Genomic DNA, 15,828 nt, shown 5'->3' with positions numbered 1-15,828 from the left:
CCCACTCTATGGAGTCCGGCATATCCCCTGTCAAGCCGCACCGGTCGACTACTCTATGTGTCGGAATCTTGAATGAGGTGCCGAAAACAGCGATCGGTCGGCCATCCGGCGCACGTATCGAGCCAACGTACCCGTAGCGGCATGACGCGACGTGACCTTCTGTTTGCCGCTCATATTCCGGGGGCACTCGGGACAGGTGGATTTACCGCGCGCATTCTCGAAGAAATCGATGAAGATATGTGCCCGTGCCCATTCGTGCCCGTGCGCGGGATCGGGTGGGACCGCCTCGGCCTGCGGCCGGACCGGGCCGCGAGCGGGGCGGCGCGCTCATCTCCCGACGGGGCCCGTGCGCGCCACGGCCCGGAGGACGGATGACATGCGTCGAAGGACCACCGGTATCCACCGCCGCGCGGGGTACACGGGCGCCATGGGCGAAATCTTGGTGGGAGCGTGCTCGTGGACTGATCCGGCGCTGGTTTCCAGCGGGTGGTATCCCACCGGCCGGCGTGACGCGGAAGGACGGCTGAGGCACTACGCGGACCGCTTCCCGGTCGTGGAGGTCGACTCCACCTACTACGGACTGCCGAGCGCCCGCAACAGCCGGCTGTGGGCGGAAAGGACCCCGCCCGGCTTCCTGTTCGACGTCAAGGCGTTCTCGCTGCTCACCGGGCATCCGACCCGGTCGGCGGCCCTCCCCGCCGACTTGCGGCCGTCGGCGGGCACGCCCGTCTGGGTACGGGCGGACGACGGGCTCCTCGATGACGTGTGGCAACGCTTCCGCGATGCGCTCACACCTCTGCGGGAGAGCGGGCGGCTGGGGACCCTGCTGTTCCAGTACCCGCCGTCGCTCGCTCCCGGTGCGAGGGCGGAGAAGCTGATCGAGGCGTGCGCCGCACGGACGGACGGCTGGCCGGTGGCCGTGGAGTTCCGTCACCCCGCATGGTGGCGGGGTGCGGAGCTCGCCACCACGGCAGAACTGCTGTCCCGGTGCGGGATGGCGGCCGTGGCCGTCGACACGGTCCAGGGCCGGCCCGCATCCATCCCTCCGGCCGCGGTCGTCACCGCTCCCGGTCCGGCCGTCGTGCGCTTTCACGGGCGCAGCCCGCAGTGGGGGGCCACCGGCCCCGGAAGCAAGGAGGAGAAGTACCGCCATACGTACACCGAAGCAGAGCTGGCCCCCTGGGTACCGCGGGTACGGCGGCTGGCGGACCAGGCTGACGGCGTGCACGTTCTGTTCAACAACTGCTGCGCCGACGCCTCCGTGCGCGCGGCGGAGGCGATGGAGCGGCTGCTCGACGAGGGCGCGGCCTCCCTGGTGCGGACCGCGGGCAGCTCGGAGGGGCTGCGATAGCGCCCCGTGCGGTCGACAGGAACGCGCCCCCGGCCCCGACCGCCGCAGTCGTCAGCGCCCGGGCCGCGCCGCCGCGGACCCCGGTGTGGAGGGGCAGCGCGGTACTGCTTCTGCTGCCGACCCGCACGACTGCCGGCTCGGATGGCGTTGTCCTATCCTACGGAAGGTCCCGGCGAACTCTCCGGGCGATGTGAAGGCGGCGCCCCGGCGATACGGCAGGCACACCTACGGCGCCTGCCGTTCGATGGCATCGTGGAGCGCTCCGCGGACGGCGCTCCACACGAGAGGCGACGCTCCACACGAGAGCTGAGCCGAGTGAAGGGGTTTCCGCTGTGACGCGCTCGGAGGACGGCGAGCTCTCCATGTCGTCGGCGGCTGTGGACGAGGTGTTCACCGCCGACAGGGAGGTCGGCAAGGATCTTGCCCGTGTGGACTGGTCGGCGACGCCGCTGGGACCGCCGCAGAGCTGGCCGCAGAGCTTGCGGACGGCCGTGAGCATCCTGCTGTCGTCGAAGTTCTCCATGTGGATGGCGTGGGGACCGGAGCTGACGTTCTTCTGCAACGAGGCCTACCGGCGCGACACCCTCGGCCAGAAGTACCCCTGGGCCCTGGGCCGGCCGTCCAGTGAGGTGTGGTCCGAGATCTGGGGCGACATCGGACCGCGCATCGACACCGTCCTCACCGGCGCCGAGGCGACCTGGGACGAAGGACTGTTGTTGTTCCTGGAGCGCTCCGGCTACACCGAGGAGAGTTACCACACCTTCTCGTACAGCCCGTTGCGTGACGACGGGGGCGTCGTGGTCGGCATGCTCTGTGTGGTCAGCGAGGACACCGAACGGGTCATCGGCGAGCGCCGGATGGCGACCCTGCGGGATCTGGGTTCCGACCCGAGCGTGGTGCGCACCGAACAGGAGATGCTCGACTTCGCCGGTGAGCAACTCGGCCGCAACGTGCACGACCTGCCGTTCACCCTGACCTACCTGTTCCAGGACGACGGCGATGCCCTTCTCGCCTCGGCCACCGGGATCCCGGCGGGCCACCCGGCCGCAGCGGAGATCCTTCCCGCAGGGTCCTCGCACGTCTGGCCGACAGCCGCGGCGGCAGGCGGGGACACCCTCATGGTGGGGCTGGACGACGAGTCGTTCTCCGGCCTGCCGTCCGGGGCCTGGGAAGAAGCTCCCGTTCAGGCGCTGGTCGTGCCGTTGCTCCAGCAGGGCGCGGACCCGTACGGGTTCATGGTGGCCGGCCTGAACCGCTACCGCGCCCTGGACGAGGGGTACCGCGGCTTCGTGGAACTGGTCGCCGGGCACGTCGCCACCGGAGTCGCCAGTGCCCGCAGCTATCAGGCCCAGCAGCGTCGGGCCGAGGAGCTCGCGGAGCTGGACCGGGCCAAGACGGCCTTCTTCTCCAACATCAGTCACGAGTTCCGCACCCCGCTGACCTTGATCATGGGTCCGGTCCAGGAACTGCGGAAACAGCTCGCGGACGCGGACCCCCGCGTGCACGAGGAACTGGAGGCGATCCACCGCAACGGGCTGCGGCTGGGCAAGCTCGTCAACACACTGCTGGACTTCTCCCGCATCGAGGCGGGCCGGATGCAGGCGAGCTACGCACCGGTCGACCTCGCGAGGATCACCGGAGAACTGGCCAGCGTCTTCCGCTCCGCGGTCGACAGGGCCGGCCTGGACTTCCACGTCGAGTGTGAGCCGCTGCCCGAGCCGGTGTACATCGACCGCGGCATGTGGGAGAAGGTGGTCCTCAACCTCCTCAGCAACGCGCTGAAGTTCACCTTCGACGGTTCGATCCGTGTGGGTATGCGCGCCCAGGACGGCGAGGCCGTGCTGACGATCGCGGATACCGGGATCGGTGTGGCGGCCGCGGAGCTGCCCCGGCTGTTCGAGCGGTTCCATCGCATCGAAAACGCCCGTTCCCGCTCGAACGAGGGCAGTGGCATCGGCCTGGCCCTGGTGAAGGAACTCGTCGCCCTGCACGGCGGCACCATCACCGCCGTCTCCAGCGAGGGCGAGGGCACCTGTTTCACCATCCGCCTCCCCTTCGGCTATGCCCACCTGACCGCCGGTACCGTCCAGCCGGACCGAGCCGAGGACACGTCCCACAGCACTGCCGATCCCTTCGTGCAGGAGGCTCTGCGCTGGCTTCCGGGTGAACGTTCCACCGCGGCGACCGGGGAATTCCCGGACGCTCCGGACGCCCCCCGAACGGGCAGCGACGCCCAGGGGGCTCCCCTGGCCGTCCCGGCGAGGGTACTGATCGCCGACGACAACGCCGACATGCGCGACTACCTCACCCGGCTGCTGCGGGGCGCCGGCTACCGGGTCCACGCGGTCGACGACGGCCGGCAGGCCCTCGACGCCATCCGGGCGGACGCTCCCGACCTGGTGGTCAGCGATGTCATGATGCCCCGCCTGAACGGGCTGGCCCTGCTCGGCGCCCTGCGCACCGATCCGCGCACCGCGTCGGTGCCGGTCCTGCTGCTGTCCGCCCGGGCCGGGCAGGAAGCGTCCATCGAGGGGCTGCGGGCCGGCGCGGACGACTACCTCGTCAAGCCGTTCGCGGCGGCCGAGCTCCTCGCCCGTGTCCGCGCGAACGTCGAGCTGTCACGCCTGCGCACCCACCACGCCCGGTGGCGCACCGCGCTGGTCGACTCCCTCCAGGAGGCGTTCTTCGTATGCGACGAGGACGGCGCGGTCGTGGAGATCAACACCGCGTTCACCGCCATCCTCGGCTACGGCCCCGAGGGCCTGCCCTACCCGCCGGTCCACCCCTGGTGGCCGGACGCCGCCGCCGATCCGGAGGCCCACCGCCAGGCCGCTGACGCGTTCACGACGCTGGTCGGCCAGGATCGGGGCAGCCACACCATCCCCGTCACCCACCGCGACGGTCACCGCCTGTGGGTGACCGCTTCGTTCGGCCAGGTCGCGGATCCGGACACCGGCCGCAGCGTGATCGTCGGGACCTTCCGCGACGTGACCGCAGAGCACTACGCCATCCAGCGCGAAAGCGCACTGGCCGTCTTGAGCACGTCCTTGTCCCAGGCCCCCAGCCTGTCCGAAGCCGTGGCCGGCGCCCTTGAGGAGCTGAAGAAGCTGTGGCGCGCCCGGCATGTCGCAGCCGCGGTCTTCGGCCACGGTGACGAGCCCGCCCTCACCGCCACCGACCCCTCCCTCACCTGGCAGGACCTGCCGGCCGACCGCCGCCGCGCACTGTCCGAACTGTGCCGGCAGCCCGCGCTGAGCCCCGTCGCCGGCCACGGCGGAGCCGCGGTCCTTCTGGAACACCCCACAGGTCCGCTCGTCTTGTGGATCGACCTCGGCGAACAGCGCCCCTTCACCGGCGAAGACCAGCTCCTGCTGTCGCTCCTGGCGGGCCGCCTCGCCCAGGGCCTCGCCCGTGTGCACCAGATCGACCAGCAGCGCGAGACGGCCATCGCCCTGCAACGGGCCATCCTGGGCCCCTCCCGTCTCCCGGCCGGCTTCGCCGTCCGCTACGAGCCCGCGACCCAGCCCCTGGAGGTCGGCGGTGACTGGTACGACACCATCGCGCTGCCCGACGGCCGGATCGGCATCGTCGTCGGCGACTGCGTCGGCCGCGGCCTGGAAGCGGCCTCCGTCATGGGCCAGTTGCGCAGCGCCTGCCGTGCGCTCCTGTTGCAGGACACCAGCCCGGCCCACACGCTCATGGCCCTCGACCACTTCGCCGCGACCGTCCCCGGCGCCCTGTGCACGACCGTGTTCTGCGGCATGCTGGACCCGGACACCGGCCGGCTGACGTACGCCAGTGCGGGGCACCCCCCGGGTATCCTCGCCCGTCCCGACGGCACGACCCGGCTTCTGGAGGAGGGGCGCTCCGTCCCCCTCGCGGTACAACCCGGCCGAGCCCGCCCGGAAGCCGAGTGCGTCATGCCGGCGCGCGGCACCCTGCTGCTGTACACCGACGGCCTGGTGGAACGCCGCCGCCGGCCCCTGACGGAAGGCATCGACCAGGCCGGCGAAGCCGTCCACGCCGGTCGCGACATCGCGGTGGACGACCTGGCCACCCAGGTCCTGTCGCGTCTCGCCCCCGCCGAGGGCTACGACGACGACGTCGCCCTGCTCCTCTACCGTCACCCGGCTCCGCTGGACATGTCCTTCCCCGCGAAATCGGATCAGCTCGCCCCCGTCCGCACGGCCCTGCGCGGCTGGCTCGACCGGTGCGAACTTCCACCAGGCACGGTGCACAACATCCTGGTCGCCGCGGGTGAAGCCTGTGCCAACGCCATCGAGCACGGGCACCGGGACACCCCGGGCGACATCGTTCACGTCCGCGCCGAGGCGTCCGTGGACAGCCTGCACCTGACCATCGCCGACTCCGGACGGTGGAAGACCCCCCAGCCCGAACTCAACACCCATCGCGGCCGCGGGATCCGCCTGATGCGCGCCCTGATGCAGCACGTCTCCGTCACCCGAGGGCCGACGGGAACGACCGTCGACATGCACACGAGGATTGCCTGATGACCACACCTCTGACGATCACGTCCGATCAGCGGCCGGACGGTACGACCGTGCTGACCGCGGTCGGCGAGATCGACATGAGCAACACCCAACGTCTGGCCGCCGCGCTCGACGGCGCACCCGGCCCCGTCGTCCTCGACCTGAGCGCCGTCGAGTACCTCGACAGCGCGGGCCTCAGCGTGCTCTTCCTCCACGCGGGACGTCTGGAACTCATCGCCAACCCGCTCCTGACTCCGGTCCTGACCATCTCCGGGCTGGCGGACCTCACCACCCACCACTAGAAGGCACGCCCGGTCGAGCCTCATCACCAGCAGGGCGCCCGCTCCACCCGGACTCCCCAAGAACGGGACCGATGACTACGATGAGTTGTCGCAGGGAGCCGTGCTCGGGAGGAACCAAAGGTGTTCGCGGTAGACGTCAGGCGGGACCCGCGAGGGTTGGTGTTCGCGTTGCGCGGGGAGCTCGACTTCCACAGCGTGGTGCAGTTGTACGAGGCCGGCGAGAAGGAGCTGACCACGGATCGGCCGAGCCCGGTCGTGGTCGACTGCACTCAGCTCACCTACTGCGACTCCACCGGCATCAGCGCCTTGGTGAGGCTGCACCAACAGCAGACCGCGCAGGGCCACGTCCTGCGCCTGGCCTCGGTACCGGACTTCCTGGGCCGCCTGTTCGCCCTGACGGGGCTGGACCAGATCATCTCCCTGTACGCCGACACGGACGAAGCCCTGGCCGCGGGGAGCGGTGATCGCGGCACCGCTCCCGTCGGCACCCATCGGCCGGAGCAGCCGGAGCGGGAGTTCACCGGATGACGGGCGCGCCGGAGCAGCAGGCCCCTCCCTCCGTCCACGAACCGGGGGCGGCGATGGTGCGAACCGGCGTCGGCGGCAGCGTGGAGGATGATCTGCGCGCGCTGTTCGGGCAGTCGCCGGCCGTGTTCGCTTCCATGGCCGGGCCGGCGCACATGCTGGAGGCGGCGAATCCGGCGTTCTTCGCCGCGATCGGCGGGCCCGGGCGCACCCGCACCGGGGTGCCGCTCGCGCAGTTGATGCCAGAACTCGTCGAGCAGGGCTTCATCGGCTTCCTGGACCGGGTCTACCGCACGGGCAAGGCGCACATCGGGCGGGACGCCCGGGTGGTCCTGGGCGAGAGCGGACGGGCACGTGAGGCGTTCTTCGACTTCACCTACGAGCCCCGGCTGGACACCGGCGGCAATGTGATGGGCGTGCGGATGATCGGGGTGGAGACCACCCAGGCCAAGCTCGCACAGAGGGTGACGGCCGAGCACCGGGTCCTCTTGGAGCAGATCGCCCGCCAAGCCCCTCTGTCCGAGGTCCTGGACGGCATGGCCCGCGCGATCGAGCACCTCGCCCCCGACGAGGTCCTGGTCTCCGTCCTGCTCGCCGACGCGGACGGCCGCCACCTGCGCCACGGCACCGCCCCCAGCCTGCCCGACTTCTACAACCAGGCCATCGACGGCATCGCCACCGGCGAAGGCGTCGGCTCCTGCGGTACCGCCGCCCACCGGCGCCGGCCGGTGATCGTCACCGACATCGCCACCGACCCGCTCTGGGAGGACTTCCGCGGACTGGCGGAGAAGGCCGGTGTGGCCGCCTGCTGGTCCACTCCGATCCTGGCCCGCAACGGCTCGCTGCTCGGCACCTTCGCGATGTATCACCGCACCCCCCGGGCTCCGCACGACGCCGACCTCGCGCTCGCCCGGGTCTTCGCCGGTACCGCTGCGCTGGCCATCGAACGTCACCAGGCCGAGCAGGCGCGCGCGGCGGCCGAGGCCCGGGAGGCGGCCGCGCGCGACGACCTCGCCTTCCTCCTGAACGCCAGCGCCACCCTGGGTTCCGACCTCGACGCCGCGCAGACCCTCAGGCGACTCGCGGACAGCTGCGTTCCCCGGCTCGCACCTCTGTGCGCGGTGGACATCATCGCGGACGGGCGGGTGCGCCGCGTCGCCGCAGCTGCTCCCACCCGCGGGCAGGAGGATCTGCTGTCCTCGCGCCACCCCGTCCACGGCGCCGCCGACGATCCCGTCGGCCGGGTGCTGGCCTCGGGCATCAGCGAGATCGCCCGCCGCGCCCCCACCGGGCCCGGACTCTGGCACGACCTGGGCGTGACCGGCTACGTGTGCGTCCCCCTGATGGACCGCGGCAGGGCGTTCGGCACCGTGACCCTGCTGTCCACCGGCGAGTGCGCCTTCGACGGACACACGGTCGCCCTCGCCGAGGAACTCGCCCGCCGGGCCGCTCTGGCCGCCCGCAACGCTCGTCAGTACACCCAGCGAGCCGCCCTCGCCCGCGACTTGCAAGCGGGCCTGCGCCTGGCCAACCTGCCGGACGTCCCCGGCACCGAGGTCGCCACCTACTACCACCCCGCCGGCGAGGGACTGGACATCGGAGGCGACTTCTACGATGTCTTCCCCCTCGAAGACGGCCGCTGGGCGTTCATGCTCGGCGACGTCTGCGGCCGGGGCGCCACCGCCTCCACCACCACCGCCCTGGTCCGCCACACGGCCCGCGCCGTCGCCCCCCTCCTCCCCGACCCCCAGGCGGTCACGCAGGCGGTCAACAAGGCGCTGCTCAACCGGCCCGTCGGACACGGCACCGGCTTCGTCACCCTCGTCTACGGCCAGCTCACGCCCACCGGCCACGGCCTGGACATCGAATTCGTCCGCGCCGGGCACACCCTGCCCCTCCACCTGGGTACCGACGGAACCGCCCGGGCCGTCGAGACGCCCGGCATGCTGCTGGGCATCTCCCCCGACACCCCTCTCACCACCCGTCGTCTCCGGCTGCGTCCGAACGAAAGCCTGCTGCTCTACACCGACGGCATCACCGAAGCCCGCGACGTCAACGGCGAGGAGTTCGGCGAGCAACGCCTCGTCGCCGCGCTCACCAGCGCGGTGCACCGGCCCGGCCGGCGCTCCGTCATCGAGAACATCACCCGGGCCGTACACGACTTCACCCGCGGCAGCGATGTCGACGACGACCAGGCCGTCCTCGTCCTGACCGCCACAGAGCCCCGGTCGGCCGCGCCCCGGTAACACCGTTCGCGCGTCTGCCCCCCGGCCGCCCCGTACCCCGCCCGCTGAGCCACGGCCGGAGCGCGCCCCGGGGCGGGTGCCGCCTTACAGGGAGCGCGCCGCGTCGATGCCGTCGGCCGTGGGGAGCAGGTCGCGTACCTGGGTGAGGTCCAGGAGCCGGCCCAGCCGCGGCGGCACCGGGCCGGCCACGACCAGGCGGCCGGTGCGCAGCACGCGCACCATCAGGTTGAGCATGGAGGAGTCGGCGAAGTCGACCCGGGTGACGTCGAGGACGATCCGTCGTACGCCAGGATCGTCCTCGGCGTCCGCACAGGCCTGGTCGAGGGGTTCCAGAGTGTCCTGGTCGAAGTCGCCCGCACACACGATGACGCGGACACCGCCCTCATCGGGTAGGACCCGGACCTGCTGCTCCACCTGCACTCCCCACCATCTGCCGGCCGCGCGGTAGCGGCCGCCACCCGCTGACAAGATACCCCGTTGACAACGCGGGTTGTCCATGGTTCGAAAGCCGGGCCGATCCGCGGCCCGAAGCAGGTTCAGGTAGGGGCCGGGGGGCGTGACGTGCCCCTCCTCGACAGGAGCGCCCCCGCACCGGGAACACCGGGTCCGTCCACCGCTGTTGCATCCACCGAGGGCCCGGCGGCGTGACGGGCGGGGGAACACGGAGGCCGACACGGCTTCCGCCCCCGCGCGGATCCGGGTCCCGTGCCCGCGGCACGACGCCCGCACACCTGACCGAGATGTAATTCTGCAGAAGGAATGTCGCATGTCTGACCGGCCCTTGACCCTCATGGCAGTACACGCCCACCCCGACGACGAGGCCACTGGAACGGGGGGGATCCTCGCCCGGTACGCGGCGGAAGGCGTCCGCACGGTGCTCGTCACGTGTACCGACGGCGGCTGCGGTGACGGACCGGGGGGCGTCAAGCCGGGCGATCCCGGGCACGATCCGGCGGCCGTCGCCCTGATGCGCCGTCGAGAACTGGAGGCGAGCCGGGACGTCCTGAAGATCAGCGATCTGGAAACGCTGGACTATGCCGACTCCGGGATGATGGGCTGGCCGAGCAACGACGCCCCCGGGTCCTTCTGGCGGACGCCCGTGGAGGAGAGCGCCGGCCGGCTCGCGGACCTCATGAGGCACTACCGGCCCGATGTGGTCGTCACGTACGACGAGAACGGCTTCTACGGCCACCCCGACCACATCCAGGCCCACCGGATCACCATGGCGGCGGTGGAGATGACCGGGCTGACACCGAAGGTGTACTGGACCACGATGCCGCACTCGGCGATGCGGCGGTTCGGCGAGATCATGCGCGAGTTCCACGAGGACATGCCGGAGCCGGATCCCGCCGAGTCCGCGGCGCTCGCCGAGATCGGCCTCCCCGACGACGAGATCACCACGTGGGTGGACACCACCGCGTTCAGCGGTCAGAAGTTCGACGCCCTGGCCGCACACGCCAGTCAGGGCGAGAACATCTTCTTCCTCAAAATGGGCAAGGAGAGGTTCGGGGAATTCATGGGCATGGAGACCTTCGTGCGCGTCAAGGACGCGACCGGCGCGGCCGTACCCGAGAACGACCTCTTCGCCGGACTGCGCTGACCCCGGCCCGGTTCGGCCAGGATCCACCCCCGTCGTGGCGCGGCGGCGAGCGGGGCCTCGGCGCGGCTCGCCCCGCGGCAGGCCGGTCCACTCCCGAGCCGGCCGGGTGTTCGTGGCGGCGTGCAGGCGGGACATGGAGTCGGTCACCGCGATCGACTCCCCGCAGCCGGACAGCACGGTCTCCTACCGGCTGTACTCTGCCCGTCGCCCCGAGCGGGTACCGAGCCGCCCACACAGCAGCGCGCCACCGGCACCGACGGCAGCGCTGGGCGTCGGTGTGATCGTCCACAGCCCGCAGGGCGTCCTGCTCGGGCTGCACCGCCGCGGAGCCTGGGAGCTCGCCGGCGGAACCGTGGAGCCAGGCGAAAGCCTTGCCAAGGCCGCTATCCGTGAACTCCACGAGGAGGCCGGCATCGTGGCCGACCCCGATGCCGTACACGTGCTGGGCACACTCCTGGACCGGGTGGGCGACGTCGTCCGGATCACGGTCCCCGTCCTCGTCACCCGCTGGACCGGCCCCCCACCAGTGCGAGGAAGCCCTGGGGTCCTGGAGGTTCTGGCCCAACGACGCACTGCCCCAGCCGCTCTTCGTGCCGAGCGCCCAGTGCCTGACGGCCTGGGACCCCACCCTCCCCCTCGACCACGCGCCCGCCCACTTCCAGCCCTACGCACCGCCCGGCCAGCCCTAGCCCGACCGCGCCACACAGGCCCGCGTGAGCTGGGGCCTTCGCAACCCGCAAGACCACCCTCACCCCCTTGGGAGTGCCATGCCCTCGTACACGCTCCACGCCCATTCGCCGCGCATCCACCGTGCTTCGCCAGCCAGGCGGCACGCCCGCCAAGCAGCCTTGGGCCTCCAGCCAGTAGAGCAGTGCCAGACGAAGGAGTCGGCATGATCGACGGCTGGACCACGGTCTCGTCGACCGTCCAATACACGGGAGTCCGGGTGGTGGTGCGCCGGGACTCCGTCCGGCGCACCGACCAGAGCATGGGGACGTTCGAGTACACCGACTCCGCCGACGGCGTTCGCGTCGTGGCCCTCGACGACCGCGGCCGGATCGCCCTGGTGGAGGAGAACGTCTACGTCTGCGGACAACGGCTGCTGATGTGCCCCGGCGGCGGATGCGAGCCCGGCGAAGATCCCCTGTCGGCCGCACGCCGAGAACTCGCTGAGGAAGCCGGCATCCACGCCTCCGAGGTCGAGCTGCTGACGATGATGTGGCGGATGCCTGCCGGCGCGCGTACCCGCGAGCACCTGTACCTCGCCCGGGGCCTCAGCATCGGCGAGCACCACCGGGATCCGAGCGAGGCCGACATGGAGCTGCGCTGGGTCACATTGGACGAAGCGGTAGCGATGTGCGGCGACGGCCGGATCACCGAGGCCGGCACCCTCGCGGCGATCTTGCTGACCGCGCAGCGCACCACCGCCGGGTCCGCTGCCCCGCCCGCCGCAGCCACCGGCAAGGGCTCGGTACCAAGCCCGTAACCGCCCACACACACCGACTCCTCTGTCTGGAGACACCCGTGACGCAACCTAAGCCCTCCCTCCTCGCAGTCTTCGCACACCCCGACGACGAAGCGCTCCTCGCCGGCGGCGTCCTCGCACAGCACGCCGCCGCGGGCGCGGCGACCGCCGTGGTCACCGCCACCTGGGCCGCCGACACGCACCGAGCCGCCGAACTCGCCGATGCCCTCGCGATCCTGGGGGCCGGTAAAATCCGAATGCTCGGCTACGCCGACGCCCGCGTTCCCGAGTCCGCGCCCGGCCGGCCCCGCCTGTGTGAAGCACCCCTCGATGATGTGGTCGGGCAGATCGTCGGCCACATCCGTGAGCTGCGGCCGGACATCGTGATCACCCACGACCAGTACGGCCAGCTGACCGGCCACCCCGACCACCTGCACACCCACCGCGTCACCCAGCTCGCCGTTCACGCCGCCGGTCTCCCCCACCTCTACCCGGAGGCAGGCGAACCCTGGACGCCAGGCGCCCTGTACCTGGCAACGCACCCGCAGTCGGGCGTCGGCGACCTCGGCCCGCTTCTCGCGCGCGTCGGCAAGACGGTCCGGAGCGTCCCCGACGACCAGGTCACCGTGAGCGTCGATGTGGGACCCGTTGCCGCGACGAAGTGGAGGGCCATCCTCGCGCACCGGAGCCAGGTCGAAGGCCAGCGTGCCCTGCCCGCTCTTCTTTCTGGCGTCCCGGACGACGTCCGGCACCGGATCCTGGCCAACGAGTGGTACACCCGCCTGGACACCAGTCCCCTGGCCGGCCCCGTGCAGGGGTCCCTCACACCGCAACCGCCGTACCGGCCGTGTGGGACACCATCGGCATGCTCGGCGAACTGTTCACCGGCCTGGACACCGAGCGCGGGATGACCCCGGAGCAGCAGTGGACGCTACAGGTCCTCAAGCTCACCGAAGAGGTCGGCGAATCCGCGCAGGCCGTGGTCGGCGCCTGGGGGACGAACCCGCGAAAGGCGCAGGGTTCCTGGCTGCATGTCCAGGAGGAAGTCGCGGACACCGCGATCACCAGCATGGTCACGCTGTACCGGATGCTCGGCGCCCAGGCACCCGGGTTCCTCGCCGAGGTGCTCGCCCAGAAGTCGGCAAGGTTCAAGGAGCTGTGATGCGGAGATTCATGAGGCCAGAGCGGCTGCGGGGTGGATCGCAGTCGCACCCGAGGGCGCCCTCCACCTGCTTCGGCGCCGGATCGGGCAGCAACGGCGCGATGAGCGGCCACAGTTCATCCGACACAATTCATGGCCGTGAGTGCCGCAGGAGCTGGGCTTCGGATCCGGCACGACCTGCTGGCGGCGCCTGGCCGCATGGAACGACGCCGGTGTCTGGGACCGACTGCACCTGGTGCTGCTGAAGAAGCTGCGGGTCGCGAAGAAGCTGGACTGGTCGAGGGCGGTGATCGACTCCTCCCATGTCCGGGCCGCTCGACGGGGCCCAAAAGCGGTCCCAGCCCGGTCGACCGCGCACGTCCGGGCAGCAAGCACCACCTCATCGAACCAAGATCACCCGTGTCTGCCAGGAGCTTCTCGTGCTTGTCTACCCCGTCGTTGTGCCCATTCCGCACGCTCTGGGCCGGCTGTTCAGGGCGCGTCGGAGAAGCACACTCGCACTGCGAGGAGGTCACCCGCCGAATCCAGATCGGCGATCACTGGGAAGAAGCCATCTCCCCAGCTCGTCATCGCGCACAACACACGGGCATCACCGAGGTCCACGGATCCCGCCTCGACCTGCGAAGCACGTACCTCGCGCATGATCTGCCAGTGATGGGAGTGCGGCCGGAAGTCCACGGCCATGCGCCGTCCGGTCTCGTCCTTCCATCTCAAAAGAGCACGTGCTCTGTCCCTTGCCTCCGAGACGGGCAGGTCAGTCCACCCGCGAACACCTTCCTCGCCGAGCGTGCCTAGTTCGGGTGCGGCAAACGTCGCGGCCGCTTCGTCTGCCGCGGCGCCCCAGAACGCCACATCGGCCAAGCCGTCCACCGGCTCATCGTGCTTCCAGAGGCCCAGGGCGTCGACATCGCCGAAAAGCACACGTGCCCAGTCCACGCCGATGTCACCCAAGGAAACCCATGACGCCACCTGGCCTTCATTCATCCGGATCGAGATCTCGGACCAGCGTTCCCCAACACCGTCGCCGTAGTCGACCCGTGTAGCCAGCACGGGCAGGCGCCGACTTCGGGGTACGCCACCCACTGCAACGACGGGCACCCCGAAGATCAAAAAGCCGCCACCGCCCTCTACGCCGGTCCTGCGGGCCCTGCTGGCGTGTGCCTCCCTGACCGGCAGGGCCTCCAGCCGGGCATCAAGACCGGCAGATCGGCAGTGTCCATCGAAAGTCGCCTCGAATTCGGCGGCTTTCGAGGCCGGGATGTCATGGAGCCTGGAGCCTGGCTGGCGGTCAAAGCTCCGAACGGCTTCGGAGGCGTCCGGCCCGCTGACGGCGAAGTCGACAGCGCCCGTTACGTCGGCGGCCATTGCGGCGTCTTCGATACCCAAGGAAGCCGGATCGATGTCCGCCGGCGACTGGTCCCCGCTCCACAGCCCCAGGTAGCCACCGTCAATGAGCACCAGGGTGCCGGACGGGCAACTGACGGTCCCCAGCTCGAACATCTCTTCCATGGCGCGCGAGTCTACGACCACCAGGCAATCCGTCCGCAGGCGGATGGCCCAGCTGTGTCGGACAGCCCCTGGGATGCAGCATCGCTGAGACAATCGCGGGATGATCAGCAATGAGATCCGGTTCGACTGCCAGCACCGCGGCGACGGCGGTCCGCCGTGGTTGTCCCTCACATCGACGGAATACCACTCACAAAGCTGATCGACGAGTACGAGATCGCAGCCGGGATGCAGCCTGCAGGTGATGTCTATGGCGGTCTGATCCCGGCGTTCTTCCGGTTCGGCCCAATGCAGGACCACTTCCTCGGATTGTCCACTAGCGCGATGGGACGGAAGGTACCCGTCCTCGGTTGTGAATGTGGCGAGTGGGGGTGCTGGCCGTTCATGGCCCGCATCACCGCGACGGCGGATCTCGTAACCTGGGATACCTTCGAGCAACCCCACCGCAAGACCCGCGACTACGTGGCATTCGGTCCGTTCCAGTTTGAACGCCAACAATACGATGATGCCTTGCGGCACCTGAGCGCGGTGATCGGCTTCGATGCCGACGACACGGGCGCATGAGGCTGCCGTCAGCCCGTCTTGCCGAAGGTGGACTCCAGCAGCGGAGAACGCGGCGGGGCTTGTGCTCACCCGTCAGTGACGGGCAGGTTGTGCCACCAGTGACCGCATCCGCCGAGGCAGAAGCGTTCGCGGCGCCGTTCGTCCGCGACCGCGAGTACCGCGACCAGTAGCCGAAACGCCTCGCGTCGTTCGTCGGCAGGGGTGGGGCCGGCGATCTTCCCCAGCTGCTGATCGGGCCACAGGTGATCAGGACCGCAGGGGTGTGCGTTGGGCGCAGCCCGGCTCGTCGGGTGCTCTCAGGCCCGTCTTCGGTGACGGCGCGCGCCTGCATGCAGTGAGCTTCTTCGGTGTGGCCACCGATCGAGTGACGGTTCGTGAAGCGAAACGAGCGAGGGCCCAGGGCGGTTGATCGAGATGTCTGACGGGCCTTGACCCAAGGCCGGGTAGTTAACGTTTTCGCAGGTCACGCAAGGGGTGTTGGGGTCCATGCCGTGGCGGCGTAGAGGCCGGGGCCGAGTTTGTGGATGAGGCCGGTCTCGGCCCATCTGGCGAGCTGCCGATGCATGGTTTCCATGGTGATGTCGCCGAAGTGAGAAGCGATGTCACGGGGGCGCCAG

Annotated in this window: 12 protein-coding genes and 3 pseudogenes; 12 read left to right on the top strand and 3 right to left on the bottom strand. The window is 70.4% G+C overall.

Features of this window, described 5'->3' with window-relative positions; all coding sequences use genetic code 11:
* Positions 1-427: 427 nt before the first annotated feature.
* From ACFWW8_RS22820 to ACFWW8_RS22800, 5 genes are all read left to right on the top strand, one after another.
* Positions 428-1,351 (top strand): DUF72 domain-containing protein, encoded by a 924-nt coding sequence (locus ACFWW8_RS22820; protein ID WP_386530779.1) that lies wholly within the window; start codon positions 428-430, stop codon positions 1,349-1,351.
* A gap of 362 nt (positions 1,352-1,713) precedes the next feature.
* On the top strand, positions 1,714-5,862 hold the full coding sequence (locus ACFWW8_RS22815) for a SpoIIE family protein phosphatase (RefSeq protein ID WP_386530855.1): 4,149 nt from the start codon (positions 1,714-1,716) through the stop codon (positions 5,860-5,862).
* Entirely contained in the window at positions 5,862-6,143 is a 282-nt protein-coding gene (locus tag ACFWW8_RS22810) for an STAS domain-containing protein (protein ID WP_386530778.1), read from the top strand. The genes ACFWW8_RS22815 and ACFWW8_RS22810 overlap by 1 nt, the downstream gene beginning before the upstream one ends.
* 120 nt (positions 6,144-6,263) lie before the next feature.
* The gene (locus ACFWW8_RS22805) at positions 6,264-6,671 is read left to right on the top strand and encodes an STAS domain-containing protein (protein WP_386530777.1); all 408 of its coding nucleotides are present in this window, start codon (positions 6,264-6,266) and stop codon (positions 6,669-6,671) included.
* The gene (locus tag ACFWW8_RS22800) at positions 6,668-8,914 is read left to right on the top strand and encodes a SpoIIE family protein phosphatase (protein ID WP_386530776.1); all 2,247 of its coding nucleotides are present in this window, start codon (positions 6,668-6,670) and stop codon (positions 8,912-8,914) included. The genes ACFWW8_RS22805 and ACFWW8_RS22800 overlap by 4 nt, the downstream gene beginning before the upstream one ends.
* Before the next feature lie 84 nt (positions 8,915-8,998).
* On the opposite strand, the gene ACFWW8_RS22795 is transcribed toward ACFWW8_RS22800, so the two are convergent.
* A complete protein-coding gene (locus ACFWW8_RS22795; protein ID WP_386530775.1) occupies positions 8,999-9,328 on the bottom strand; it encodes an STAS domain-containing protein in 330 nt (109 codons plus the stop codon).
* Positions 9,329-9,680: 352 nt separating this feature from the next.
* Here ACFWW8_RS22795 and ACFWW8_RS22790 point away from each other — a divergent pair, with 352 nt between their 5' ends.
* The 6 genes and pseudogenes from ACFWW8_RS22790 to ACFWW8_RS22765 all read left to right on the top strand — a co-directional run.
* A complete protein-coding gene (locus ACFWW8_RS22790; RefSeq protein ID WP_386530774.1) occupies positions 9,681-10,514 on the top strand; it encodes a PIG-L family deacetylase in 834 nt (277 codons plus the stop codon).
* A 133-nt stretch (positions 10,515-10,647) separates the two neighbouring features.
* Positions 10,648-10,908 (top strand): annotated as a pseudogene (locus ACFWW8_RS22785) (NUDIX domain-containing protein); the annotation flags it as partial.
* Positions 10,909-11,406: 498 nt separating this feature from the next.
* On the top strand, positions 11,407-12,000 hold the full coding sequence (locus ACFWW8_RS22780; RefSeq protein ID WP_386530854.1) for an NUDIX domain-containing protein: 594 nt from the start codon (positions 11,407-11,409) through the stop codon (positions 11,998-12,000).
* A 38-nt stretch (positions 12,001-12,038) separates the two neighbouring features.
* On the top strand, positions 12,039-12,890 hold the full coding sequence (locus tag ACFWW8_RS22775; protein ID WP_386530773.1) for a PIG-L deacetylase family protein: 852 nt from the start codon (positions 12,039-12,041) through the stop codon (positions 12,888-12,890).
* On the top strand, positions 12,845-13,141 hold the full coding sequence (locus tag ACFWW8_RS22770; RefSeq protein ID WP_386530772.1) for a MazG-like family protein: 297 nt from the start codon (positions 12,845-12,847) through the stop codon (positions 13,139-13,141). Before ACFWW8_RS22775 ends, ACFWW8_RS22770 begins: the two co-directional genes overlap by 46 nt.
* Positions 13,142-13,283: 142 nt before the next feature.
* Positions 13,284-13,525: pseudogene (locus tag ACFWW8_RS22765) on the top strand (IS5/IS1182 family transposase); the annotation flags it as partial.
* Between the two features lie 87 nt (positions 13,526-13,612).
* Here the strand turns inward: ACFWW8_RS22765 and ACFWW8_RS22760 are convergent.
* Complete coding sequence (locus tag ACFWW8_RS22760) at positions 13,613-14,947, bottom strand: hypothetical protein (RefSeq protein WP_386530858.1); 1,335 nt, start codon at positions 14,945-14,947, stop codon at positions 13,613-13,615.
* Positions 14,948-15,031: 84 nt separating this feature from the next.
* Here ACFWW8_RS22760 and ACFWW8_RS22755 point away from each other — a divergent pair, with 84 nt between their 5' ends.
* A complete protein-coding gene (locus tag ACFWW8_RS22755) occupies positions 15,032-15,211 on the top strand; it encodes a hypothetical protein (protein ID WP_386530857.1) in 180 nt (59 codons plus the stop codon).
* 65 nt (positions 15,212-15,276) lie between these two features.
* Here the strand turns inward: ACFWW8_RS22755 and ACFWW8_RS22750 are convergent.
* A pseudogene (locus tag ACFWW8_RS22750) lies at positions 15,277-15,542 on the bottom strand (DUF5958 family protein).
* Positions 15,543-15,828: the final 286 nt, after the last annotated feature.

Origin of the sequence: Streptomyces sp. NPDC058701 (assembly GCF_042715295.1) — a bacterium.
In the GTDB taxonomy this organism is placed as follows: Bacteria; Actinomycetota; Actinomycetes; order Streptomycetales; family Streptomycetaceae; genus Streptomyces.
Note: the sequence above shows the minus strand (reverse complement) of the source record. Positions and strands in the feature narration are given on the sequence as shown.

Bases quoted from the DNA above. Each gene is read 5' to 3' on its own strand.
- ACFWW8_RS22820 (WP_386530779.1), top strand. From the start codon at position 428: ATGGGCGAAATCTTGGTGGGAGCGTGCTCGTGGACTGATCCGGCGCTG.
- ACFWW8_RS22815 (WP_386530855.1), top strand. From the start codon at position 1,714: ATGTCGTCGGCGGCTGTGGACGAGGTGTTCACCGCCGACAGGGAGGTC.
- ACFWW8_RS22810 (WP_386530778.1), top strand. From the start codon at position 5,862: ATGACCACACCTCTGACGATCACGTCCGATCAGCGGCCGGACGGTACG.
- ACFWW8_RS22800 (WP_386530776.1), top strand. From the start codon at position 6,668: ATGACGGGCGCGCCGGAGCAGCAGGCCCCTCCCTCCGTCCACGAACCG.
- ACFWW8_RS22790 (WP_386530774.1), top strand. From the start codon at position 9,681: ATGTCTGACCGGCCCTTGACCCTCATGGCAGTACACGCCCACCCCGAC.
- ACFWW8_RS22780 (WP_386530854.1), top strand. From the start codon at position 11,407: ATGATCGACGGCTGGACCACGGTCTCGTCGACCGTCCAATACACGGGA.
- ACFWW8_RS22770 (WP_386530772.1), top strand. From the start codon at position 12,845: ATGCTCGGCGAACTGTTCACCGGCCTGGACACCGAGCGCGGGATGACC.
- ACFWW8_RS22755 (WP_386530857.1), top strand. From the start codon at position 15,032: ATGGCCCGCATCACCGCGACGGCGGATCTCGTAACCTGGGATACCTTC.